This is a genomic window from Candidatus Methylacidiphilales bacterium (genome assembly GCA_030054035.1).
In the GTDB taxonomy this organism is placed as follows: Bacteria; Pseudomonadota; Gammaproteobacteria; order JASGCS01; family JASGCS01; genus JASGCS01.
On the sequence record JASGCS010000007.1, the window covers coordinates 54,517 to 79,189 of the forward strand.

Here is a 24,673-nt window from a genome sequence, read left to right on the forward strand (position 1 = left end):
TTATATAGCATTATAATGGTGTTAATGTCAACTTTCAATTCAGTGATAAAAAACCACCTTAAAATCGTAGTGCTTTTAGGTAGTGCACTATGGTTCAATCAATGTTTTGCTGAGGCGCATAAGAAATTTTCTTCTATGGTGGTAGCTGCCCACCCATTAGCATCACAAGCAGGGATGAATATTTTAGATCGAGGTGGTAGCGCGGTAGATGCAGCCATTGCAGTGCAGGCTATGCTCACACTGGTTGAGCCTCAATCATCAGGGATTGGTGGCGGTGGTTTTATGCTCTATTGGGATGCAAAAACAAAAAAACTTTATAGTTATGATGGTAGAGAAACTGCACCGGCTTCTGTGGATGAAAAATTATTTATTCAGAGTGAAAAACCACTTGATTGGTCAAAAGCTGCGCAAGGCGGTATCGCAGTCGGTGTGCCAGGTGTGTTAGCTATGTTACATCTCGCTCATACTAATTTTGGTAGGTTAGCGTGGCGCGATTTATTTACCCAGTCTATTGAACAAGCCAACAAAGGATTTGCTATCTCGCCTCAGTTGTCAAGTGCTATAGCGGAAGAAGCGCTGTTTGGTGGATTGGGTACTAATAAAGACGCACTAAAATATTTTTTTGACTCTAAACGAAGGGCATTGCTACCTGGCCATCTCCTAAAAAATCCTGCGTTGGCGCAAACCTTTAGCTTGCTTGCTAGCAAAGGTGTCTCTGAATTTTATTGTGGCAGCATTGCTGATAAAATTGTCTCTTCGGTTCAAAAGGCTAAACAGTTTCCTGGTTCACTCAAACGAGAGGATCTCTGCAATTACCGTGCCACTATCCGAACTCCAGTTTGCAGTAATTATCACCAGTACCATATCTGTGGAATGGGACCACCATCATCTGGTGGCACTACTGTGTCAATGATACTTTCCATGCTCGAGAAATTTAATTTAAAATCATTTGAGCCGAATACTTTTCAATTTGTACATCTTTTTACTCAAGCGAGTAGACTTGCCTATGCGGATCGCAACGCACATCTAGCCGATCCAGATTTTGTCTCAGCACCTCTTGCGACTTTATTGAGCCCTGCGTATCTCTCTTCTCGTTCAAAATTAATCTTAACTGAAAAAGATATGGGTACGGCAACCACCGGTATTCCGAGGGAGACGGTACCTGATCGCAGCAACCCATCCACTTCGCATTTTGTCATTGTTGATAAACAAGGCAACATTGTCTCTATGACTAGTAGTGTAGAAAAGGGATTCGGTTCCACCCTAATGGCTGGAGGTTTTATCTTAAATAACCAACTAACTGATTTTAGTTTTGAGACTACTAATTCCCAAGGAGAGTCTATTGCCAATCGAGTACAGCCAGGAAAGCGACCCAGGAGCTCAATGTCTCCTACTATTATTTTTGACTCAAATATGCAACCTCGCTACGCGCTTGGCTCTCCAGGTGGTCCAAGAATCATAGAATATGTTGCAAAAACTATTATTGCGTTACTGGATTGGCAATTAGATGCAAAACTTGCGCCTGCATTACCTCATATAACTAATATGAATACTGTTACTGAACTTGAAGAGAATACTCCAGTTGCCACATACCGACAAGCTCTTGAACAAATGGGGCATACGGTTGTGATTAATAAACAATATAGTGGCATTCATGTTATTGCGATTAGCGATTCTGGGCTGGTTGGAGGCGCCGACCCCCGACGAGAAGGATTAGTGATTGGCAAATGAATAATGTGTGCGACTTTTGAAATAAAGACAACACTTGATAACATTGCCAAGCATTTTGGTAATCCCCTAAAGACTCAAGACCCCCTTATTACGCCAACGCTAGACCTTACGGTTAAGGGTTTTATGAAAACCCAACAAGCTCCGTTGATATATCTTAATAATGGTGAGTACCAGCTTGTCAATATGGCATTTTCATTATGTCCTAGTTGGGCAAAAGTTTACCCATTTACTGCCTCTACATATAATGCTAGGTTAGAACGGATTAATCAAAATGGTAATCATGAATATATCTATCAAGTGCCAACATGGAAACAAGCCTGGAAAAATGCCACTACCTGTTTAGTGCCAATGACTGGAGCAATCGAGTCTTGTCATTATGGTAAACAAAAAGGGCATGTTGTACGATTTCATCAATTAGATAATGAAGTGTTTTTTGTTGCAGGGTTGTATTCAAACTATACTGAAGCCAACCAAACCTATGCAACCTTTACAATCCTAACCGATACTCCGTACCCATATTTTCATGAGCAAGGCCATGATCGCGGGATAGTAGTATTAAAACCATCCGCGTATCAAGATTGGTTGCATAATCCCCATTTAACTAATGAGCAAAGATTGGCTTTTGTCAGAGAAGCACGCTGTGATTTACCCTGGAATTGCGAGCCTATTCGGTCAATTAAAAAGATTTATCCTCCCAGAGAGCTAGAATTAGAAACCATGGATGTATGGGGTCAAAAAATAAAGTAGAATGAAAACTGAGAAAATTAAACTAACTTACATTGGGACTTAGCGCAAATGAACAAAATAATATTAATACTGTTTAGTGTATTTACATTTATTACTTATAGCTATGCCGAACAGACCAGTAGCGAACAAACCAAAATTTCTGAAACAAATGCCACAGTTACCGAGAGTAAAGCTGAAACTGAAGAGTCGCTGGATGGTATTGGTGCGACGCTTAGTCTTCAAGGGTTTACACTTTTCTACGACCGTATTTTAAGTAACAAAATAGGTGTTAGGGTAGGTTATAACTATTTAAAATATCAAAAGAATTATAGTCTAAAAGCTGAAGATCACGATGATTTATTTACCACCCCTCCTGATGAGTTGTCAATTTCTCCTAGCTTATCGGGAAGCTCAATACCTTTATTATTTGATTTTTACACTGGTAGCCATACTGGTTTTAGATTTACTATGGGAATGTATCTCGAGCTTACTCCTGCCGTAACCTTAAAGTTAAAGTCGCGCATCACTGATAAAAATACAAATATATCTTCATTTAAAAACATTACTATTACCATTGGTGATTCTGATAAAGTGTTGCCGTACCTTGGAATTGGGTATTCTACCCATGAATCCAATTTAGAAGGTTTTAAATTTATTTTTGATATTGGGGTTTTGTTCAGCGATATTACTCATTCGGTGAAGTGTGTAGGCTGCAACCAAACTGAGCTCAGTGATCTTAAAGGCAAGAAATTTAAAAATTCTTTTGAGACCATTACTAGTATCAAGTATGTTCCACAAGTTGCTTTTGGCATTAAATACCAATTTTAGGTCCCGCAGTAAGTATTTTGTATTCGCTCAGAGGGAGTCGGTGGAGATTGATAGTTAGGATTGATATCTTGAATCTGGTAAGGCGAAGTAAGAATACTTCGTAATTGAGTGACTGCTGCAACGTTACCTTTTTCCGCTTGTGTTAACGCATATTCAACGAGATGGTTTCGAGGAATATAAACTGGATTATTTTGTTGCATCTGTGATTGAGATACTACCGCTAGAGAATCGGTTTTATTTTTCCAATTTTTATACCACTGGTTAAACTCTTTATTCTGATCTATCTTTGCTGTACTTGTATTAGGATAGGTTAAGAGCGCAAAGGTATTGGTGTAATCCATAGATTGTTCCTGCATAATTGTTAGCAAGCTAGTAATTAATTCTAATAATTCTGTTTGATCAATGGTGGCTTCAGCTAATCCCAATTTCTTACTCATCATAGTTATCCATGCTTGATTAAACTCAAGATCAAAACTATCAAGTGCGATTTGAAGTGCGCTGATTGCTTTTTCTTGATTAGTATCTACGAGTGGTACTAGTGTCTCAGCAAATTTACTTAAGTTCCATTTTGCTATTTGTGGTTGCTGTCCAAAGGCATATCTACCATAGCTGTCAATTGAACTGAATACCGTTTGTGGATGGTACTCATCCATAAATGCGCATGGTCCGTAATCAACTGTTTCACCACAGAGGAGCATATTATCGGTATTCATCACTCCATGAATAAATCCCACTCGCAACCAATCAATGATTAGGGCGATTTGTTTTTGTTTCACCTGATTAAAGAGACACAAGTATGGATTATCGCTGATTTGACAATTTGAATAATGACGAGCAATGGTGTAATCAGCTAATGAGCGCACTATTGTTTCACCAAATTCTGATGCTAACTGAAAGGTACCGACTCGTATATGACTTGAGGCAACACGAGCGAGCACTGCACCAATGCGTTCCTGATCACGAAAAATATTTTCACCAGTGGTTGCCACAAGTAAACTTCTCGTGGTAGGAATGGCAAGGGCGGCCATGGCTTCACTGATGAGATATTCTCTGAGCATAGCATTGAGAGTAGCTTTTCCATCCCCATTTCTAGAAAATGCTGTTCTCCCTGAACCTTTTAGATGAATATCTAATATTTTGTTTTGACTTGTTTTTATTTCACCAATCAGCGCTGCTCTACCATCGCCAAGCCTATTGTAATGTCCATATTGGTGACCGCTATAGGCCTGAGCAATGACTAGTGATGAGTTTTGATTTCCATGTAGCAAGGATAATAAATTTTCATCGTGGGGTAGCCCAAGCTCTTTTGCCAGAGTGTCATTAATCAGGCAGGGTGTAGGTGTAGAAAAATATTGGGGAATGGTACTGGCAAATAATGGAGCTGGAAGTTCACGATAACTATGTTGTAGTGAAATCATGAAAGTAATTTAATCAACTTGCTTTACATTGGCAAGCAAAGTAGCAAGCACTGCTTGCGCGTCACCATACAGCATTGAGCAATTAGGTAACCCAAAGAGAGGGTTTTCTACTCCAGAAAAACCTTTTCCACTTCCGCGTTTAATCACTACAATCTGTTTTGCTGCATCTACATCTAATATCGGCATTCCATAGAGCGGGGAGTTTTTATCATTTCTCGCGCTTGGATTAATTACATCGTTAGCCCCCACAACGATGGCGACATCACAGGAAGCAAATTCTGGGTTAATTTCATCCATATCTTTGATTAAATCATAGTCAATTCCTGCTTCAGCTAACAACACATTCATGTGCCCCGGCATCCGACCAGCAACTGGGTGAATTGCAAACAGTATCGTTATATCCTTTTTTCGTAATAGCGTGGTTAGTTCGGCTACTTTTTGTTGTGCTTGGGCTACCGCTAATCCATAGCCAGGGATAATAATAACTTTTTGAGCGTAGGCTAACTGCACTGCAATGTCTTCAGATTCTGCAGTTCGCAGGGTAAGTAGTGTATCACTGGTGCTTTCGCTATTCCCAAATGAGCTAAATAATACCTGGAGAATAGACCTATTCATTGCCTTTGCCATAAGCTGCGTTAATAATGTTCCAGATGCCCCAACTACTGTCCCAGCAATGATCATGGCTGGATTGCCTAAAACTAATCCTTCCAATCCAACTGCTAGTCCTGTGAATCCATTAAAGAGTGAGATGATCACTGGCATATCGGCACCACCTACGGGAATGGTTATGAGAATGCCAAGCAATAACGCAGAAATAAAAAATAAAAAAATCAGAGAGATGGAATACTGCTGCATGGTAAAAATCGCCGTAGCAACACTCAAGAGTAACACCAATAAACTAATGGTGTGATGCAAAGGTAATCTAATGGTTCGGGTGAGTAATCCTTGGAGTTTGGCAAACGCAACGATGGATCCAGTAAATGAGATTGCGCCAATTAACCCTCCAGCAAATGCAATAGCACTATGAGTGGAAGTTTGTGTATGTTTCATTAGTTCAAGCAAGGCAATAGCGGCTGCTGCACCACCACCCATACCGTTGTAGAGAGCAACCATTTGTGGCATAGCGGTCATGGCAACTTTTTTTCCAGAATACCATGCGATAAGCGACGCACTGGTAAGCGCAAGAATCATGAGCATGGTATTGTGAGGTGAAACTAATATTGTGGCTCCCGTGGCGAGAAGCATACCAATTCCAGCAAGGCTAAAACCTTGACTGGCAGTTTTAGGAGATGCCATTTGTTTTAAGCCAAATAGAAATAGCATAGATGAAATGAAATACGCACATGAAACAAAAAATTCAAGAAAGGGCATATTAAGTATCATGGCCTTTTCTCATTTTGGTAGTTTTGAAAAACTCAAGCATGCGGTCGGTAGTTACATACCCACCGACTGCGTTACCACAAGCTAAAAACACTGCAATAAATCCAATCGTTTGTTCCATGGTTCCTTGGGCGTTACTTAACGCACTCATTGCTCCAACCAGAACAATACCATGGATAAAGTTACTCCCCGACATTAATGGGGTATGTAAAATCACGGGAACTCGTGCAATAATTTCATATCCAGTACTTGCTGACAGTACAAAAAGGTAGAGCGCGATAAACCCAGAAATTTCTAAAATCATGATTTTGTTATTTCGCCTTGATGACAAAGTGCTGTTGCAGTATAAAGCTCATCGTTCCAATCTATATTGATGGAATGTTGTTTAGTGAAGAGGGGGCTTAAAAAAGCAAAAATATTTTTACTAAATAATTCAGAGGCATGCTGCGCTAATCGTGAAGGTAAATGAGTTTCTCCACATATGGTGATGGTATTTTGTGAGATAGTAGTACCTTTGCTGGTTAGTTCACAGTTGCCACCTTGTTCAGCCATGGTGTCTACAATAACGGCACCTTGTTTCATACGCGTAATCATAGCAGCGGTGATCAGGCGCGGTGCAGGTTTACCTGGTACCCCAGCGCAGGTAATAATCAAATCCGCCTTACTGATCTCTTCGGTAAGTACTGTAGTTATTTTTTCTTGTTCTGCATCGGTGAGCACTCTTGCATAACCTCCACTTCCTTCACCTGAAATCCCAAGGTCTATTGCTTTTGCTCCCAGCGATTCAATTTGTTCTTTGGTTGAGGGTCGCACATCAAATGCCCGTACTTGTGCTCCAAGTCGTTTTGCAGTTGCGATTGCTTGTAAACCTGCTACCCCTACCCCTAATACTAGCACTTGGGCTGGCTTAATCGTTCCAGCTGCTGAAGTTAACATTGGTAGATAGCGTTGCAATAAACTTGCGCCTTTAATCACTGCCACATATCCAGCGCAGGAGGCCTGGGATGAAAGCACATCCATGCTCTGTGCGCGAGAAATTCTTGGCATGCGCTCAAGTGCAAACACCGTAAGTTTTTGCGTGCAGGCTATTTTAGTCCAAGTTGGGCGAATATCTGGGTAGACTAAGCTAATCATTATTGTCCCCGCTTTTAGCTGAGTTAATTCAGATTCTGGCAAGGCTTGAATACCAATGACAATATCTGCCTCGCGAAGCGCTTGATCTCGAGTAACGATTTGTGCTTCTTGCCATGATGCATCACTGATTGAGGTTTTTCGCCATGCCCCTTGTTCAATGGCAATAGAAGCGCCTAAGGCCAGATAGCGTTGTAGCAACGACGGAACGATTGCAATGCGATGCTCTAAGGGATCTTGTTCGGCCAAGACTGCGATAGTAATGTTCTTGCTCACCATATTATTTTATACTCTTTAAATAAATTTTATGATTTAATATCTTTGGATAGATTTGACAAAGCTCTGATGCAATTATAATACATAGCATTTATTTTGAATGAAGTGGAGTGCGTTTTTTGGATTTTATATTCATTTTACTTGTTATGGTTAGCGTATTAAAGAGAGCGCATTGCGTAATGATACTATTTTTACAATGATCAATGACATTTAGATTATGAGCCATAAACATAGTTTGTGGATCAGAAGCGATCCAGTGTGATAATATTGTTGGTAGAGTAAATAATGGAATTGCATGATATGGTGGAGTGAAAGAAGTCATGGTGCTACTAAGAATCATGGCATGGGTTTGGTAATCGGAGATATGAGTTCGATACGGTGTGTATGCATTTGAAGAAAAACTAAAAGGAAGATGATCGCCAAAAATAAGCACAATAAATGGTCTTGCTTTTTGTTCTATAGAATGAATGAGCGTGAGCAATCCTTGATGTAGATTATGGTCTCGCAAAACAAATTCATTTAATTGACAAAGGAGCTCTACGGGCATTGATACGGAAGTCTCCACTAGTAGTTTTGAATTTGCACCAAAATGTTTACAAGGATGAGGACCGTGATTTTCAATTGTAGAGATAAAAATTAGATGGGGCGGTGAGTCTAAAGTAATTATACTATTTAATGTATTGGCAATAGTTTCTAAGTAGATAGTATCTGAAGCCTCTTGCCAATCACTGTTTACTCCGAGTTGTATTCCGTCCAGTATCGTGTCAAATCCATAGTTTTGTAGTCCATATTCAGCCGAAGAGAATTGTTTATTTTCATAGATTATTGCCTTTGCGTGGTACCCCATACTTGTAGCAAAGTGAATAAAACTAGTTTTAATGCGTTTACTCAGAAGGTAATTGGGCTGATCAAAAGATTCTGGTGCAAAAACTTCGGCACTTAATCCAGTGAATAATTCAAACTCTGCTGTAGTTGTACCCGTGCCGAAGTTTTTGCACCAGAATCTTTTGATCAGCCCAATTACCTTCTGAGTAAACGCATTAAAACTAGTTTTATTCACTTTGCTACAAGTATGTGCGATATCCATATGGGATTCGGCAAGTATTATGTATATGTCTGGTAGGGGAAATCTATCAATTGCTTTGCTTGTTTTGAATAGCTTTGTAAATGTTTGGAAGGTATTCACCGTTGAGAATATTGGATCAGTGGTTGAAGCAGTAGTCTCATTTTGTGTTGAAGTTTTAGTTTTAGATTTATAAAAATCATAGACCAAATAACCAATAGGACCGAGTTTGTTTTGCATGGCGAGGGATACCATTGCATAGGAGAGTCTGGTTGAATCTTTTTGTGAGACTTGCAGTCGTTCTGCTAAATCTACGGATTTATTTCCACATGAGACTATTCCAAACCATCCAATCGTAAGCGCTAAAACGAACTGCACAACGGTAACCAGAATTTTATAGTTTCCATAAAAATTGTAGGTATATGTGTAAAATCGCACTATTGGCTGTGTAACTTTTACACATATATAAATTAATAATAGCATTGCAATTATTACGATTCCCAACATTGAACTGTAGGTAAATCCAAGTGCAGAAGACATAGTATCTGGATAGATTAGGAGTAATCTAATATCTTCTAAATTAACAGGTTGATGAAGAATGGAGAGTTTTGCCAGATTGACACCATAAAGCGCTATCATAAAAATACTAATACTTGCCCCAATGATTATTCCAAACCTTGGATGTATGGCTAATGCGCAAATAATTAAGAATAACTCAAAAAGATGTAGTTCTGGGTAAGTAGTGGTAGCCAGATAGGTACTTAGTCCCATAGCCAGACTAAGCATGAAATAAGGTAGTAATCGTAAAAATACTATAAAATTATTGGTATGGTACAAAATCTTATTATCCTCAATGGCGTTTTTTTTCTCTTACAGTCAGCCGTACCAGAAGTAAACCTCGACCCCCTTGCACTACAGATGGTCTGTTATCCTTCACATTGCTTTATTACTTTTTCAATGTTGTGGCAACTCTTCACCTATAGTTTATTGCATGGAGGTATTTTTCATTTTGCCTTTAATATGTACTCACTATGGTTGTTTGGGAATCACTGCGAAACTTATTATGGCAGTGCTTTTTTTATAGTTACATATCTGGTCAGTGTTGTTATTGCAGGAATGCTACATATTGCTATAGCGATTTTTCTCAATCAAAGCACCATAGTTATCGGCGCCTCAGGTGGAGTGTTTGGGGTGTTGCTTTTGTTTGGCTTTACTTTTCCTAGATTAGAACTACAGTTATTGTTTCCACCGATTAAACTATCTGCAAAGACTCTAGTGATAGTGTATGGAGTATTAGAATTATTATTCGGTGTTGGCAATATTTTTTCCAGCGTTGCTCATTTTGCCCATCTTGGTGGATTATTGGGCGGGTATCTTTGTTATCGTTTTCGCACTACCTTGCTCCAACTACTATTTACATTGAAAAAAAGGTAAATAAACTTACAGTATGGCTTCCTTAAAAGATTACAAACCATATGATTGGCACTTAAAGCATGTTGATTTAGATTTTACCTTTGATTATAAACTCCCTGACCAGTCTTCACCGTATCCAGCCACCTTAGTGACCGGAACACTGAGATTAGAAAAGAAAAATAAATCAGAATTTATTTTTCTTGATGGGGAATCGCTTGCATTAGTCTCTCTCCTCATCAATGGCCAGAGCTACATGCAACAAGAAATTTTATTTCTAGAAGAGTCAGAAGTAACTCAGATTAAAATTAAAGAGCAGGGAGTTATTGTTACTCCAAAAGGTATGCACATATACTGTAATTCAGAGCGGTGTACAATTACTTCTAAGGTTTTAATTTATCCGGATGCAAATGTCGCGTTAATGGGATTGTATCGCTCTGGTGCTTTTTTAGTAACCCAATGTGAGGCAGAGGGACTGCGTAACATAACCTATTGTTTAGATCGGCCAGATGTGTTAGCTACCTACGCTACCACGCTGCGTGGATTGGTGGAAAATTATCGCTGGATGGTTGCTAATGGTAATAAAAAATATGATTCTGTAGTGGAACTTAATAATCAAAATTATCGTGAAGTTACCTATTTTGATCCACACCCGAAGCCAAGTTATCTTTTTGCCCTCATTGCCGGAAATGTTGAGCGAGTTACCACTACCTATACTAGTTGCGAAGAGACTGACACCCCAGTACATTTTTATTGTGAACCGCACCTGGTCGCTCAGACCAGCATCGCACTGCAAGTATTACAAGACGCTATGCGTTGGGATGAATTACGCTATAAAAGATTTTATGATTTGAAAGAGTTTCACGTAGCTGCAGTTGAACATTTCTACATTAAAGCTATGGAAAATAAAGGCTTGAATATTTTTAGTGTAGATACTGCGTTAGCAGATGCCAGACTTACCTCTGACGAAGAGTATCAATTTCTAAAAGCGATGATTGGACATGAGTATTTTCATAATTGGACAGGAAACAGAATAACTTGTCGTGATTGGTTTCAGTTAACCGTGAAAGAAGGATTAACCACCTTTCGCGAAAACCAGTGTGTAGAAGAAATAAACCCTATAGGCATTGAGCGAATTAGCATGGTTGAATTCATCAAACATGAACAATTCTTAGAAGATGCCACAGGACTCGCTCACCCACCTCGCCCACACCAGTATGATACGATTGATAATTATTACACTGCTACTATTTATGATAAAGGTAGTGAAATTATTAGAATGATATATCAGTATCTAGGCGATGAATTATTTGTAAAAGGAATGCAAAGATATTTTCAAAGTTGTGATGGCAAGGCAGTTACGGTAGAAGATTATTTACTGGCAATGACCCATGGTGCGAATAAGTCAGTAAAAAATTTTATTCGCTGGTATACCCAAGCCGGTACCCCAGAATTGACCTTTTCGACATCATATGACAAAAAATCTAGCGAGTATCGCATTAGTATCACCCAAAACCATCCAGCCATATTTAAACATCCCTTAGCTTCATATGGTAAGGCAAAGCTATTGCCGATTCCAATTCAAATATCACTCTACCTTGAAAATGATTTATCCAAACCTATTGGTGAGAAAAAATTACTTTTAACCACGAAATCTAAAACCGTTGCACTACCATCAATGCCAGAATCAGGAGTAATTCCGACTTTTCAGAATGGATTGTATGCACCGGTACTGGTCAAGTATGAATATTCGTTAAACCAACTTAAAACGCTCACAGACCATCAAGATCTAGTAGTAAGTAGAGATGCTATGGAGAGAATATTCACTTTGGCTTGTACACCAGATCCACTTGAGCGTCCTCCAGCCCCCGCATTAGTAACTTGTCTTAGCGATGCGATACATCGCAGCATTGAACGAGCTAGCCATGAAGTAACTCTCTGGGGACATTGTGGTTTTCTTATTGCCCCGATGCATGAATCAGCTTTAATTTTTTCCGCACAGCAATTGTGCGATCCATGTACGATACTTGAGCAAAGAAAAAAAGTTTTACAATTTGTAGCTGCTGAAATATTTGACTCAGCGCTTAAATTATATAGTGCAGTCAATATTCCTATCCCAGTTTCAGAGCAATTTACCATGCGCGCTATTCAATCTCGTGTGCTCAAATCCGTAGTATTACAGTACATAGCCATCCATGACCCGAGCATGGCCGAATCATTAGTTAGGCAGTTGTATCAAAATTCAGAAAGTATGACCGATAAAGTTACTGCGCTGAGCGTATGCACCATGGACGGTGTATCAGAGTCCACGCGCGAAGAGCTTTTTTCGTTATTTATTAATCAATACTCCCATCATGCTCCAGCACGCTATCGCCTGATGCATGTACAAACCCAACGCCACGAGTTTAATCCAAGCACTGATTTTAAAATCATCACCGCTAATCCACAGCTCCATTGGGATGAAAAAAATCCAAGCTGTCTTGAAGCAGTATATGTCAATTTTCATAACGCTAATTTCTCTGCTTTTCATAGTCTAGATAGCAGTGGTTACCAGGCAATATTTTCTTTTGCCGCATACCTTGATGAAAAAAATCCTCAAATGGCAGCCTTGCTATTTCGTCAATGTTTAATCTATCCCAAACTAACAGACCAATGCAAGAGCAAAATAGCTTCAGCGCTAACTGCTGCCTGTTCTGGAAAAAAACTTTCGGTTAATGCAAAAGAAATTATTAGACTTCTCTACGATTTGCAAGTCTAGAGAATAAATAAATCCATAAATTGATCTACTGGCATGGTGCTGAGAGATTTTGTATCTTCACAAGCGAGTAAGATGCGTTTGGATTGCTTTGCTCCATAATGTGATTCAATCGCTTTTTTAAATTTAGCAAGTAATACTGGGATTCCTTCTTTGCGTCTTAGTTTATGTCCGATCGGATACTCCACTGCGATATTCTTGCTTGAGCTACCATCTTTATAAAAGATCTGCAATGCATTGGCAATAGATCGTTTGGTTGGGTCAAGGTAGTCCTTAGTGTATTGACTATTTTCTGAGACTTGCATTTTACTTCTCAGTACATCAATTAAAGGATGGGCAGCCGCAAAGTGGTTTTCATAATGCTCAGCAGTGAGATTGCCGAAGAGTAGGCCACAGGCTACCATGTACTGTAAACAATGGTCTCGGTCGGCAGGGTTGTTAAGCTCACCTGATTTTGAGATAATTCTAATTGCAGATTCATGGGTGTCAATACGAATGATATCAATCTCATTTAATTTACTCATTACTTCAGCATGAAGCGTGATCGCCGCCTCTACTGCTGTTTGGGCATGGAATTCAGCAGGAAAGGAAATTTTAAATAAGACATGTTCCATAACATAACTTGCCAACTGCTGATCTAAAACGATTGGATTTCCCTTAAATAACACATCTTGAAAGCCCCAGGTTTTTGCAGTTAAGGCAGATTGTACGGAGCCCTCACCTTTAAGAATAATTCGTGCGAGATTTAATCCTCTTGAGGAGGCGTCGCCAGCTGCCCATGATTTACGCGACATGGTATTGGGGGTATGGCGATAGGTTCGCAAGGCACTTCCATCAATAAAAGCGTGTGCGACTACTGCCTCTACCTCTGATTGGGAAGCTCCCATGAGTTTAGCGCTTACTGCAGCTGAGGCAATGCGCACTAAAAGTACATGGTCTAAGCCAACTCGGTTAAATGAGTTTTTGATTGCTAACACACCTTGAATCTCATGGGCTTGAATCATTGCGGTTAATATATCTTTCACAACTAATGGAGTATGGCCATTTGCTCTTCGTAATCTGGATTGGTAATCTGTGAGCGCAAAAATTGCGCCAAGATTATCCGAAGGATGACCCCATTCAGCGGCTAACCATGTATCATTAAAATCCAACCAACGAATAATACAACCAATATCCCAAGCCGCTTTGATTGGATCTAAAACAAATGAGGTTCCCGGTACTCTCGCACCATGTGGAACTATTGTTCCGGTTACCACCGGTCCGAGCATTTTGGTACATTCAGGAAATTTAAGCGCCATAATTCCGCAACCGATTGTGTCGAGTAAACAGTATTGAGCAGTTTGATAGGCGTCGGCGCTCAAATTCTTTTCAGAATTGACATACTCAGCAATTGTTTTAATGACCGTATCAATAGGTGCTTTTACATTGATTTCTATATTTGTTCCCATAGTTCTCTTCTCCAGTATTTTTTATCTAGTATCTTATCGCTCTGCAAGTGGTACCCAGGTTCTTGGCGCAGGGCCAGTGTATTCGCAACCGGGTCTAATTAATTTATTATCTTTTCTTTGTTCTCGGATATGGGCGATCCAGCCTGAATATCGGGAGAGCACAAAGATTGGTGTAAATAACTTAGTAGCAATTCCCATATAGTTATATGCAGAGGCATGGAAAAAATCAGCATTGGGAAACATATTCTTCTCTCGCTTCATGACCATTTCACATCGTTCACTCATTAAGTATAAATTCATACTCTTGTTAGTCTCCGCCAATTCTTTGGAAAACTGTTTAATGATATCGCTACGAGGATCTCTAATCTTATACACTGCATGACCAAAACCCATAACCTTTTCCTTATTTTTTAAAGCAGCCATTAACTTCGCTTCAGCGTCGTCAGGGTCTTTGTATTTCTCTAGCATAGCCATTGCCATTTCATTTGCTCCTCCATGTAATGGACCGCGCAGCGTACCAATCGCGCCGACTAATGCCGAATAAATATCTGAGAGCGTTGAGGTGCAACTTCTTGCCACAAAGGTTGAGGCGTTAAATTCATGTTCTGCATAGAGAATCAGTGAGACATTAATAATTTTAGTGTGTTGTGCGCTTGGCATTGTACCAAACAAACAATGTAAAAAATGCCCAGCCAGTGAATCGGTGGGATTAATTTCATTGATCTTTTTTTTATGGTGTGAGATATTGTACCAATACCCTATGATGCCTGGTGATATTGCAATTATTCTGCGTGCAATTTCATCTTGATTACTAAAACCAGAGGCTTCAGGTTCTAAAATTCCTAAATAATCTACTGCTATCCTTATCACATCCATAGGGTGTACAGCTGCAGTGCCAGGAATTTTATCTAATAAATCTTTTAGTGCCTGTGGTATGGCTCGTTTTGAGATTAAATCTTGCTTAAATGTTTCCAGTTCTTGTTTATTTGGTAAGGTGTTATACCAGAGTAAATACACTACCTCTTCAAATAACGCACCTTTGGATACCATTTCTTCTATATTGTAGCCACGGTAGTATAAATTTGATCCTTCACTCCCAACGGTGCAGATATCAGTTTTTGCAGCTTTGACGCCTCGCAATCCTTCAGTTAAAGTTGATTCAGTCATATCGGTCTCCTCATTATGTTTTTTTAAATAAATTATCCAATTTCTTTTCGTAGGTGTAATAGTCTAGTGTTTTATAAAGCTCTTCCCTTGTTTGCATCGCCCCAAGTTTACTCTCAACCGTACCCACTTCTTTTAATGTAGTGTAAATATCTAAGGCTGCCTTTGACATGGCACGAAACGCTGATAGAGGGTAAAGCACCATGGCAACTCCTTGGTTCGCAAGCTGTTCAAGCGGATATAAAGGTGTTTTACCAAATTCGGTTATATTGGCAAGAATAGGCTTACCTAATTTTTTACTAAAACGAGCATAGAGTGAGATATCAGTCACTGCCTCTAAGAAAATCGCATCAGCACCAGCGGCAAGGTATGCCTCACATCGCTCTTCAACTTGCTCGCATGTTTCATTTTGCAGTGCATCTGTGCGGGCAATGATATAGAGTGAATTTTTTGCGTCAACTGCAGATTTAATTCTATCCACCATCTCATCTTGACTCACCATTTCCTTGTTAGGACGATGGCCACAGCGTTTTGCCGAGACTTGGTCCTCAATGTGAACTGCACTTACTCCAGCGGATTCCATTTCTTTAATGGTACGAGCTATGTTAAAAGCCCCACCAAAACCCGTGTCTATATCTACCAATAATGGTAGATCGCAACGATCACAAATTTTTTTTGCTTCAGCTACCACATCGTTCATGGTCGTGATCGCAAGATCCGGCAACCCAAAACATGCATTTGCCACCCCAGCTCCACTTAAGTAGATTGCTCGATGACCAGCCTGTTTTGCCAATAATGCACTATAGGCATTAATCGTCCCTACAATCTGTAGAGGGGTAGCTGTTCTTAATAGATCACTAAAATGAGGCATAGTTTTGATTATAACACCAATAGTATACTTCACTACTTATGTTAATTCATACTACTTAAGTATACTATATACTGTAAATACCCTATATAATGTTAATTAAGGAGAGAACCATGGTCATACATCTCGTTGATAAAAATGTAACTTTTCCACCAGAAAAGATTCAAAAAGCAATGGAAATCTACCAAGAATTAAAGGTAGCTGCGAAAGTTGCTAAGAACCAAGAGCATTATCCTGATATTGTGCTTGAGCAGGTTAAAGTGCTGATCTCTCTAGCTCACTATCACTCATCTAATGGTGATTTGGAAAAGGCAAAACCACATTACACGACATTAAAAAAAATCTTAGCCACCGCTACAGACTTGATCACCTATCCTAGAATGATTTTTTTTACCACCCAACTTCATATTAACCTTGTCTATCGTTTTGGCTTTATTAATCAAGTATCGGTAGCTCAAAGCATTTACAATGAACTAGTAACTCTCGTCAATGATAATCAAGAGACAGATGGATATAACGATTTGCTATTTCATCAAGGATGTGCGTTATTAAATTTCGTTTCAGTGTTATGCGTCATTGGTCAGCTAACCGAAGCCTACCAGAAATTTGAAGAGCTAAAAACGCTAGTAGAAACTAAAAAATTTAATCCTATGCACCGTGAGCTTTACAAAATGCAAGGCAAAGCAATTAGTCTCTTAAGCAGAAGTGCTAATAAAATTTTAGCCAGAAAAAAAATCAAGGGCTTTGACTTTGATGATAACCAAAAAATGACCATTAATCTCCACAAGCCAGAACCAGACCTACCAAATTAGCATGACTCCCACCCCACATGCAAAAACCTGACAATATCAAACAGTTCATTCAAGAACTCTCCCAAGGTCTTGCCAGCAGGCTAGAGACCTTATCAGAAAAAGGACTACTGCCCGATCCAGTCCAAGCAAAAGCAGAGCTACAAAATACCATCACCGCCTTCACTAATGCCACCATAGAAAAATATGAACTCGTGAGCAGAGAAGAATTCCAAGCATTGCAAAATACATTATCTAAACTGCAGGCGAGGGTTGAGAAGATGGAAAAGAGTAGCGACTAATTGGGTAAAAGTCAAACACTATAAATTAAGGGTGAATTGTGTTTTGGAATAACATTATAAAACCACCTAACTACCTTAAAAAAAATATAAAAAGTAAAAAAAGCACTACAAATATAGGATAGTTTCTATTTTGGAATAACATTATAAAACAGCCCTAACCCCCATTTTATATTTTAAGTATTAGCTGGCAGCTCGATCTAATATAATAAGATTATTACATTTATGAACAAGAATAACCCTATTATAATTTTTAGTTTCTCATTCTAATGCTAGATAGTATCACAGAATCGTTTATTAAAGAGATCATAGAGGAAGGAGAGAAAAACTCTGTTGAGTTTAAATCTGCAAGAACTTCAATTGACGAATTTGATGTATGCAAGTATTGTTGCGCCATTGCAAATATTGGAGGCGGTTATTTTTTAATTGGTGTTGATGATAATGGCGCTATTACAGGCAGTAGTGTCTGGGAGAGCACATACCATGAGATGCCTAATAAAATTTTTAACAAGATAAAGCTATCAGTGGAAATTAAACCATTGATTATGTCTGATTCTAAAAAAAGAATTATTGTGATTGTAATTCCCAGCAGACAGAAAGGCTCCGCCATTCTACTTGATGGAATCCGATGGACAAGAATAGGCTCTTCTACAACTTACATGGATGAGGCTACCCTAAAGGATATATTCAATGAAACTATGAGTGAGAAAGATTACTCTTCAGAGGTAGTAGCTGAATGGACAATCAATGATCTTGACGAAGAAGCAATTACTGTTTTTAAAACATTAGTAGAAAAACCATCATCAATTACAATTGAGGTTTTAAAACAATATAAACTGATAACCGATCAAGGGTTGGTTACTAGAGCATGTTTGTTACTAATAGGAAAAAAAGAGGCGCTTGATAGATCTGGAGAAAATGCTGAGATACAGTGTTTTTGGCATGACCCAATTTCTACATTATATATTCATAGATTTGAAATACGCAAACCATTCCTCTTAGCGTATGAAGAAATTTGGGGTGAGGTAGAAAAAAGAAGTAATACGTTAGCATTTCCAGAACGTCAGTTTAGAAGGTATATAAAACAAATCAATGAAAAAGCCTTCCGTGAAGCTTTGTACAATGCATTTACACACAGAGATTACACTAAACCTTCCTACACTAGAATTGATATTTATCCCGACAAATTAACCATACTAAGTCCTGGTGGTTTTTTGCCAGATATTACCATAGAGACTATTCTTGAAAATAAATCAGCTCACAGAAATAAGTTACTTGGAGAAACTTTACAGCATCTAAAATTAACTGAAAGAGCAGGCACAGGCATTCTTAAAATATTTAGTGAAATTGCAAAAGATGGTAAGGGGCTACCTAATTTCAATGGCTCGGATAGTCGCTGGGTTGAGTTAACCTTACCTATGGTAGTGTTAGATTCAAGTTTTGTAGCTTTTATTGAGTCTATATCTAATAGCCAAAGCGTCCATCTTTCTGATCGTGATATCCTTGAACTAGAAAAAATCAGAAGTTACTTATCATTGCAGAAAAAGAATATAAGAATTGATTCATTTAATAAATTCTTAGCACATGGATTTATTGAAAAACACGGAAAATCAAAAGATACAAAATACTCAATTTCAAGTAAATACTACACTCTCAGCAACGGCATGGCAACGTATTCAAAGATTAAATGTATTTCTCGGGATGTGAAAAAAGAACTTATCTTTAATTTTATAAAAGGGGAGAAAAAAATTAGCAGAAAAGAAATTATTGATGCGTTTCCTGAAGTAAGTAGTTTTATAATATCAAACCTACTAAATGAGCTTAAAAAGGATAATAAAATTATATTTATAGGCACCAAAAAATCAGGTTATTGGGAAACTTTACCGAAAGGCGCTTCTCGCAAGAATAAAAAAGAACTTATTCTCAATCATTTAAAAAAGAAAAATAAAATTAGCAGAAAAGAAATCATTTCTTTACTTCCTGAACTAAGCGAAGCTATAATATCAAACACACTAACTGAGCTTAAAAAAGAACAGAAAGTAAAATATTTAGGTGCCAAGAAACTTGGTTATTGGACACTCTACGAAAAATCAGATACTTGAACTATTTATAATTTGGAATAACTAAATAAAGTTACTGGGTACTTGATGCTCCAAGTAAAATCAATAGGATAGCGAGATGCTTAGAAAATAATTGTAAGTATCAGAAATAGTTCAATGTATACGACCACACAGTGCGCTTAAGTATCAATTACCTAAGCAATGTTTGAGTGCGGTAGGGTGAAATGAACAATCATCTCGCCTAAGAAATTATGTAATCCTTGGAAAAAATTGTCAGTATTGCACAGTAAATTGATATATAATCAAATTGTGTTTATTAAAAGTTACTTAGGGCGGTTCATGTTGCAATAACAAGAGGTATATCATATGTTTAATTTTCGTTTTTTCTCTCATCTTTCTCAATTCCCAACTCAGAATTCTTTCAAGCCATTACATGCGGTCAGTATGTTGATATTCTTATTGCCGTTTCTCCTGCGCTCATTTGTTGTTGAAGGTGCGCCTCAATTTGAATCTGTGGGGAGTGGGCAAGCCACCGTAACTCAAAACAGCGCTGATACTACTATTAATCAGATTACTGATTCAATTACTCTTAACTGGAGTGGCTTTGATATCAATAGCAATGAGAGGGTGATTTTTAATCAACCGAGTAACTCTGCAATTGCAATTAATAATATTACCGGACAGACACCCTCGCAGATATTTGGTTCAATTACAGCTAATGGTAGAATCGTGTTACTCAATCCTCAAGGTTTTTACTTTGGCGCAGCATCTTCAGTTTCAGCTAATACTTTCATTGTGGCTACTACACAATTAAATAATATTACTTACCATCAAGCAACCAATTCAATTTCCTATACAGCTATAGATGCATCAACGATAGTATCCCATGGCACGATAACCACCACTAATAAAACCATACTTGTCGCAAAAGATATTACGCTTGATTCAGAAACTACACTTACTGCCGCATCATCTATCATCATAAGGGCAACAAAAGATATTGTATTGCAGGGAGCGCTTACGACCACGGCTAACCATGGATCTGTTGATTTATTTGCTGATAGTGGTATCGTAGGGAGAGGTGTTATCAATACTGACTCATTAACCATAGATACCAATTATCTCTCACTTGCTGGTAGTTATACTGCGCTTGACTTAATTACAATACATTCAGGAACCATGTTGCTCAATTCCACTGCATCGTTTACCACTCAGCGTGTAAGTACCAGCTCCACTGATTTTTCATTAATTTCTGCTAGCATTAGTGCTGAACAGCAACACTATAGCTCTGCAACTTCAATCACATTATTGTCCGCAACCCTTATGGGTAGGATGATTGAAATTGGGGCAAAGAAAACTCCAATCATTACTATTGATAGTAATACAAAAATATCGGTAGCTCATGAAACTACCCCTGGTTCAATCATAATATTTGCGAATGAAACAGCGAGTATAGATGGCGTCTTTAATGCAAATAGTATTTATGGCAATGGTGGTTTCATTGAATTATCAGCGAAGCAATTGCAACTTTCTCAACATGTACAAATCAGTGTTGCTTCTAACTTCCAGCATTCGGGCACTATTGTGATCGACCCTGACATAGTGATTATAAAAGATATTCCGAGTCCCACAGAAATTTTTAAGTCGCTAATTTCTGGGTATGGAAATCCTTTGCCCAGCAATCCTCTTTTTTCAAATCTCTCTTGGGATGGGCATATTGAATCAATTGCCAGCAGCAATACTCATATCTTGATTGGAACACCTAAAATCTATTATGGCAGGGGCAATGCCTATCTATTCATAATTGCAACAAATACCTGGGTAGATTTAGCAACGGTAATTAACAGTCCCGTGCCTGGCTTGCCGGCAAATAGCAATTTTGGTGTCTCAGTCGCTCTTAATTCTACCTTCGCACTTATTGGTGCGGATAAAATTTCAACCTACAAACTCACAGGCGGTAGCGGTGATGAAATAGTTTTTCACGGCGATGCTTTTCTTTACAGAATTGATGGCACCAATGTTTTTAATGCCTCTTGTCAAACCTCTGCAGTATATCAAGTAACTGGTTTAAATTCACCTTGGTGTGCGTTATCCGATACATCAGATAGTCCTGTCCTGTCCCTTTCTAGTTTAAGCAACTTTGGATTCACGGTAGCCCTAAGTTCCACCTTTGCCTTAATTGGCGCACCTGGTGTTGCGACCAAACGAGGCGATGTCTATCTCTATAAACTTGATGGTACGATGCATTTTAATGCTACTTGTGAGACCACCGCAGTAACTGGAGCATTTGCAATTACTTCGCCTTGGTGTACTCTTTCTAGTACTGATACTAATCCCAGCACCACTGGAAAACAAAATCCAATTGTTGCTGGAAGTACTTACGCTCAATTTGGAAATGCATTAGCACTCAACGCAAGCTTTGCATTGCTATCTGGCAATAATGATGTAGTCATTTATAGTCTAAGTGGCAATAATGCATTTACTGCATCTTGTGCAACCACTGGCACGCTTACTTCAACTTGGTGCAGTCTATCCGCTACTGACACTGATACCACTACAACAGGCAATCAAAACCCCATTGTTGATGTAGTGCATTATGAAATTTTTTCTCTCGCACTTAATTCCACCTATGCCCTTATCGGTACTCCTGCTGTCTCTGATTATCGTGGCGATGCCTATCTCTACAGAATTGACGGCACCAATGTCTTTAATGCTACTTGTCAAACTTCAGCCGTTTCTGGAGCAACTGGTTTTAATTCACCTTGGTGCAGTCTATCCGCTACTGATACTGATACCACTACTACAGGCAAGCAAAATCCAATTCTTGATCTTGCCAATGGGTATGGGTCTTTCGGGCGTTCCGTAGCGTTGAATAATACCTATGCTCTCATCGGTGCTGATGGGAGTCCTACAGGCAATGCCTATCTCTATAAAATTGACGGCACCAATGTCTTTAATGCCTCTTGTCAAACTTCAGCAGTTTCTGGTGCAACTGGTTTTAACACACCGTGGTGCAATCTATCTTCTACTGACATTGATACCAGCGCTACTGGTAAACAAAATCCAATTTTAGTAAATCAATTATTAATTCCTTACTTTGGCGCATCTGTTTCGTTAAATACCGACTCTGCGATCATACTAGGCTACAATTCATTCTTGATTTATAATTTAAATCAAAGCAACTGTAGCTTGTTTCCTAACAATGCTAATTCATTTTGGTGTAGTTATCAACAGAGCGATTTTACTGTAATTTCTAACTTTTCAAACTCAATCGCCTTATCAGATACCCATGCGTTATTTGTTTCTAATCCTACAACGCAAGCTCTGAAAGCCAATATTTTTCTTTTAAATCTCACCAATGGAAACTGGTTAGATCTTAGTACGACAGCACAAAATCCCTTTGCTTCACTTGGCTTATTTATCTCTATCACGACAGATCTCAATGCTACCTATGCTCTCATTGCTGGTAATGCTTACCAAGGTAATATTTATAGTGGTTCAAGTCCTCGGGCATTTCTTTACCGATTAGATGGCACCAATTCTTTTGCTACTCATTGTGCCACCTCGGGCGCTCCACTTACCACTCCTTGGTGTGATCTAACTACAACTGACACTAACTCTAGTTTACAGGGCAATCAAAATCCTCTTACTGCCCTTGGTGTGATTTCTGATCTATTCCTAAATTATCCAGTTGCGTTAAATGATACCTATGCGCTCATTGGCGCACCTGGTGTTGCGACCAACCGAGGCGATGCCTATCTCTACAGACTAGATGGCGCAAGAGTCTTTAACTCCACTTGCCAAACTTCAGCGGTGTCTGGTGCTACTGGATTCAACTCACCTTGGTGTATTCTTTCCTCAAGTGAATCTGAGTCCGTAACCTCCCTTGATCCTGGTTCAAATTTTGGTTATTCTGTAGCGCTTAATGCTACCTACGCCCTATTCGGTACCCCTGGTTATGACAATCCATTAAGTTCAGGCGAGGCTTTTCTCTATAGACTTGATGGCGCAAATGTCTTTAATTACACTTGCCAAACTTCAGCGGTATCTGGCGCCACTGGATTCGACTCACCTTGGTGTATTCTTTCCTCAAGTGAATCTGAGCCCATTACCTCCCTTGATTCTGGTTCATCTTTTGGACATTCTGTAGCGCTTAATGCTACCTACGCCCTCATCGGAGCTCCAGACGCTGCTAATGTTTATCTCTACAAACTAGATGGTGTAAGTGTCTTTAACTCCACTTGCCAAACCTCAGCCGTCGCAGGCGCATCAGGATTTAACACCCCTTGGTGCACGCTTTCCATGACCGATACTGATTCCACTACTGCAGGCAATCAAAATCCTATAACTAGTTTTACATATCCGTATGGCTTTGGAAGTTCAGTCGCCCTTAATGATACCTATGCGTTAATAGGATTTAATTACTATTCAAGTATACTGGGAGGTAATGGCGAGATTGAAATTGGCGCTGCATTCCTTTATAAACTAAATGGGACAAATACCTTTAACACCTCCTGTCAAACTTCAGCAGTAGCTGGCGCCACTGGATTCAATTCACCCTGGTGTGCTTTATATGATACCCCAGCAAATCCTTCTAATAGTTTGACAGAGGATAGTGAATTTGGTAATACGGTTGCATTAAATGCTACCTATGCACTTCTGAGCGCTGAAGGATCTATTAATTCAAAAGGAAATGCTTTTTTCTACAAATTAGATGGCACTGCATGCAATATTTTCAATTCAACCAATCGCTATCCTTGGTGTGGAGTTGTGGAAGATATAAATACTCTCCCAACTAATATCAATCAAATAACAACAAACAATGCGGCTAAGTATACTTTAGCGCTTTCTGAAGATAGTTCGTATTTATTAATTGGGATTAGTAATTACTATGATAGAGTGGCTACAGCATTACTGTATAACTTACAATCAAACACTTGGCTTGATTTATCATCTATCGCTAATCAGCCATTTTCAGCACTAGCTCTTAATAGTAATGTAAGAATTTCTGTCGCCCTCAATTCCTCCTATGCGCTCATCGGTGCAGTAGGTGTTGCTACCGACCGTGGCAATGCCTATCTCTACAGATTAGATGGTACGAGTGTCTTTAACTCCACTTGCCAAACCTCAGCCGTCGCAGGCGCTTCAGGATTTAACACCCCTTGGTGTGCTCTCTCTTCAAGCGCATCTCAACCCATTACGACTCTGGCAGCTAATTCATTTTTTGGATTTTCTGTCGCCCTCAATTCCACCTATGCGCTCATCGCTGCACCAGGTGTTGCTACCGACCGTGGCAATGCCTATCTCTACAGATTAGATGGTACGAGT

17 protein-coding genes are annotated in these 24,673 nt (G+C 39.1%); 9 read left to right on the forward strand and 8 right to left on the reverse strand.

Annotated elements, in window-relative coordinates:
• Positions 1-24 precede the first annotated feature (24 nt).
• From ggt to QM538_05815, 3 genes are read left to right on the forward strand one after another with little or no spacing between them, the layout of a single operon-like run.
• Positions 25-1,731 carry a gamma-glutamyltransferase gene (gene ggt, locus QM538_05805; protein ID MDI9348001.1) on the forward strand — a complete coding sequence of 569 codons (1,707 nt, stop codon included), beginning with the start codon at positions 25-27 and terminating at the stop codon, positions 1,729-1,731.
• A gap of 3 nt (positions 1,732-1,734) precedes the next feature.
• Positions 1,735-2,478, forward strand: coding sequence for an SOS response-associated peptidase family protein (locus QM538_05810; protein ID MDI9348002.1), 744 nt, complete (start codon positions 1,735-1,737; stop codon positions 2,476-2,478).
• 48 nt (positions 2,479-2,526) lie between these two features.
• Complete coding sequence (locus QM538_05815; protein ID MDI9348003.1) at positions 2,527-3,285, forward strand: hypothetical protein; 759 nt, start codon at positions 2,527-2,529, stop codon at positions 3,283-3,285.
• Here the strand turns inward: QM538_05815 and QM538_05820 are convergent.
• From QM538_05820 to QM538_05840, 5 genes are all read right to left on the reverse strand, one after another.
• Positions 3,282-4,703, reverse strand: coding sequence for a YdiU family protein (locus tag QM538_05820; GenBank protein MDI9348004.1), 1,422 nt, complete (start codon positions 4,701-4,703; stop codon positions 3,282-3,284). The genes QM538_05815 and QM538_05820 overlap by 4 nt on opposite strands.
• A gap of 9 nt (positions 4,704-4,712) precedes the next feature.
• A complete protein-coding gene (locus QM538_05825; protein ID MDI9348005.1) occupies positions 4,713-6,086 on the reverse strand; it encodes an NAD(P)(+) transhydrogenase (Re/Si-specific) subunit beta in 1,374 nt (457 codons plus the stop codon).
• A complete protein-coding gene (locus tag QM538_05830; protein ID MDI9348006.1) occupies positions 6,076-6,387 on the reverse strand; it encodes an NAD(P) transhydrogenase subunit alpha in 312 nt (103 codons plus the stop codon). Before QM538_05830 ends, QM538_05825 begins: the two co-directional genes overlap by 11 nt.
• Entirely contained in the window at positions 6,384-7,493 is a 1,110-nt protein-coding gene (locus tag QM538_05835; GenBank protein ID MDI9348007.1) for an NAD(P) transhydrogenase subunit alpha, read from the reverse strand. Before QM538_05835 ends, QM538_05830 begins: the two co-directional genes overlap by 4 nt.
• Positions 7,494-7,581: 88 nt before the next feature.
• Entirely contained in the window at positions 7,582-9,390 is a 1,809-nt protein-coding gene (locus QM538_05840; protein MDI9348008.1) for a sulfatase-like hydrolase/transferase, read from the reverse strand.
• Here QM538_05840 and QM538_05845 point away from each other — a divergent pair.
• Both QM538_05845 and QM538_05850 read left to right on the forward strand, forming a co-directional pair.
• Positions 9,382-9,987: a rhomboid family intramembrane serine protease gene (locus QM538_05845; protein ID MDI9348009.1), complete on the forward strand. Its 606-nt coding sequence runs from the start codon at positions 9,382-9,384 to the stop codon at positions 9,985-9,987. The genes QM538_05840 and QM538_05845 overlap by 9 nt on opposite strands.
• Before the next feature lie 13 nt (positions 9,988-10,000).
• Positions 10,001-12,721, forward strand: a complete 2,721-nt coding sequence (locus tag QM538_05850) for a DUF3458 domain-containing protein (protein MDI9348010.1) — start codon at positions 10,001-10,003, stop codon at positions 12,719-12,721.
• On the opposite strand, the gene QM538_05855 is transcribed toward QM538_05850, so the two are convergent.
• Genes QM538_05855 through prpB form a run of 3 tightly spaced genes read right to left on the reverse strand, consistent with a single transcriptional unit; the run spans position 12,718 to position 16,201 of the window.
• The gene (locus QM538_05855) at positions 12,718-14,166 is read right to left on the reverse strand and encodes a bifunctional 2-methylcitrate dehydratase/aconitate hydratase (GenBank protein MDI9348011.1); all 1,449 of its coding nucleotides are present in this window, start codon (positions 14,164-14,166) and stop codon (positions 12,718-12,720) included. The two genes, QM538_05850 and QM538_05855, sit on opposite strands and share 4 nt — an antisense overlap.
• A 33-nt stretch (positions 14,167-14,199) precedes the next feature.
• Positions 14,200-15,333, reverse strand: a complete 1,134-nt coding sequence (locus QM538_05860) for a citrate/2-methylcitrate synthase (protein MDI9348012.1) — start codon at positions 15,331-15,333, stop codon at positions 14,200-14,202.
• A gap of 13 nt (positions 15,334-15,346) precedes the next feature.
• Positions 15,347-16,201, reverse strand: a complete 855-nt coding sequence (gene prpB / locus QM538_05865; protein MDI9348013.1) for a methylisocitrate lyase — start codon at positions 16,199-16,201, stop codon at positions 15,347-15,349.
• Positions 16,202-16,290: 89 nt separating this feature from the next.
• Here prpB and QM538_05870 point away from each other — a divergent pair, with 89 nt between their 5' ends.
• The 4 genes from QM538_05870 to QM538_05885 form a co-directional block, all read left to right on the forward strand.
• Positions 16,291-17,010, forward strand: coding sequence for a hypothetical protein (locus QM538_05870; GenBank protein MDI9348014.1), 720 nt, complete (start codon positions 16,291-16,293; stop codon positions 17,008-17,010).
• Positions 17,011-17,027: 17 nt separating this feature from the next.
• Entirely contained in the window at positions 17,028-17,288 is a 261-nt protein-coding gene (locus QM538_05875) for a hypothetical protein (protein MDI9348015.1), read from the forward strand.
• A 266-nt stretch (positions 17,289-17,554) separates the two neighbouring features.
• Positions 17,555-19,387, forward strand: a complete 1,833-nt coding sequence (locus QM538_05880) for an ATP-binding protein (GenBank protein MDI9348016.1) — start codon at positions 17,555-17,557, stop codon at positions 19,385-19,387.
• A 324-nt stretch (positions 19,388-19,711) separates the two neighbouring features.
• The coding region (locus QM538_05885) for a filamentous hemagglutinin N-terminal domain-containing protein (GenBank protein ID MDI9348017.1) at positions 19,712-24,673 on the forward strand (4,962 nt) is incomplete at its 3' end.

What these genes read in the sequence shown, in the direction of transcription:
- ggt (MDI9348001.1), top strand. Translation starts at nt 25, where the DNA reads ATGTCAACTTTCAATTCAGTGATAAAAAACCACCTTAAAATCGTAGTG.
- QM538_05810 (MDI9348002.1), top strand. Translation starts at nt 1,735, where the DNA reads ATGTGTGCGACTTTTGAAATAAAGACAACACTTGATAACATTGCCAAG.
- QM538_05815 (MDI9348003.1), top strand. Translation starts at nt 2,527, where the DNA reads ATGAACAAAATAATATTAATACTGTTTAGTGTATTTACATTTATTACT.
- QM538_05820 (MDI9348004.1), bottom strand. Translation starts at nt 4,703, where the DNA reads ATGATTTCACTACAACATAGTTATCGTGAACTTCCAGCTCCATTATTT.
- QM538_05825 (MDI9348005.1), bottom strand. Translation starts at nt 6,086, where the DNA reads ATGATACTTAATATGCCCTTTCTTGAATTTTTTGTTTCATGTGCGTAT.
- QM538_05830 (MDI9348006.1), bottom strand. Translation starts at nt 6,387, where the DNA reads ATGATTTTAGAAATTTCTGGGTTTATCGCGCTCTACCTTTTTGTACTG.
- QM538_05835 (MDI9348007.1), bottom strand. Translation starts at nt 7,493, where the DNA reads ATGGTGAGCAAGAACATTACTATCGCAGTCTTGGCCGAACAAGATCCC.
- QM538_05845 (MDI9348009.1), top strand. Translation starts at nt 9,382, where the DNA reads ATGGTACAAAATCTTATTATCCTCAATGGCGTTTTTTTTCTCTTACAG.
- QM538_05850 (MDI9348010.1), top strand. Translation starts at nt 10,001, where the DNA reads ATGGCTTCCTTAAAAGATTACAAACCATATGATTGGCACTTAAAGCAT.
- QM538_05855 (MDI9348011.1), bottom strand. Translation starts at nt 14,166, where the DNA reads ATGGGAACAAATATAGAAATCAATGTAAAAGCACCTATTGATACGGTC.
- QM538_05860 (MDI9348012.1), bottom strand. Translation starts at nt 15,333, where the DNA reads ATGACTGAATCAACTTTAACTGAAGGATTGCGAGGCGTCAAAGCTGCA.
- prpB (MDI9348013.1), bottom strand. Translation starts at nt 16,201, where the DNA reads ATGCCTCATTTTAGTGATCTATTAAGAACAGCTACCCCTCTACAGATT.
- QM538_05870 (MDI9348014.1), top strand. Translation starts at nt 16,291, where the DNA reads ATGTTAATTAAGGAGAGAACCATGGTCATACATCTCGTTGATAAAAAT.
- QM538_05875 (MDI9348015.1), top strand. Translation starts at nt 17,028, where the DNA reads ATGCAAAAACCTGACAATATCAAACAGTTCATTCAAGAACTCTCCCAA.
- QM538_05880 (MDI9348016.1), top strand. Translation starts at nt 17,555, where the DNA reads ATGCTAGATAGTATCACAGAATCGTTTATTAAAGAGATCATAGAGGAA.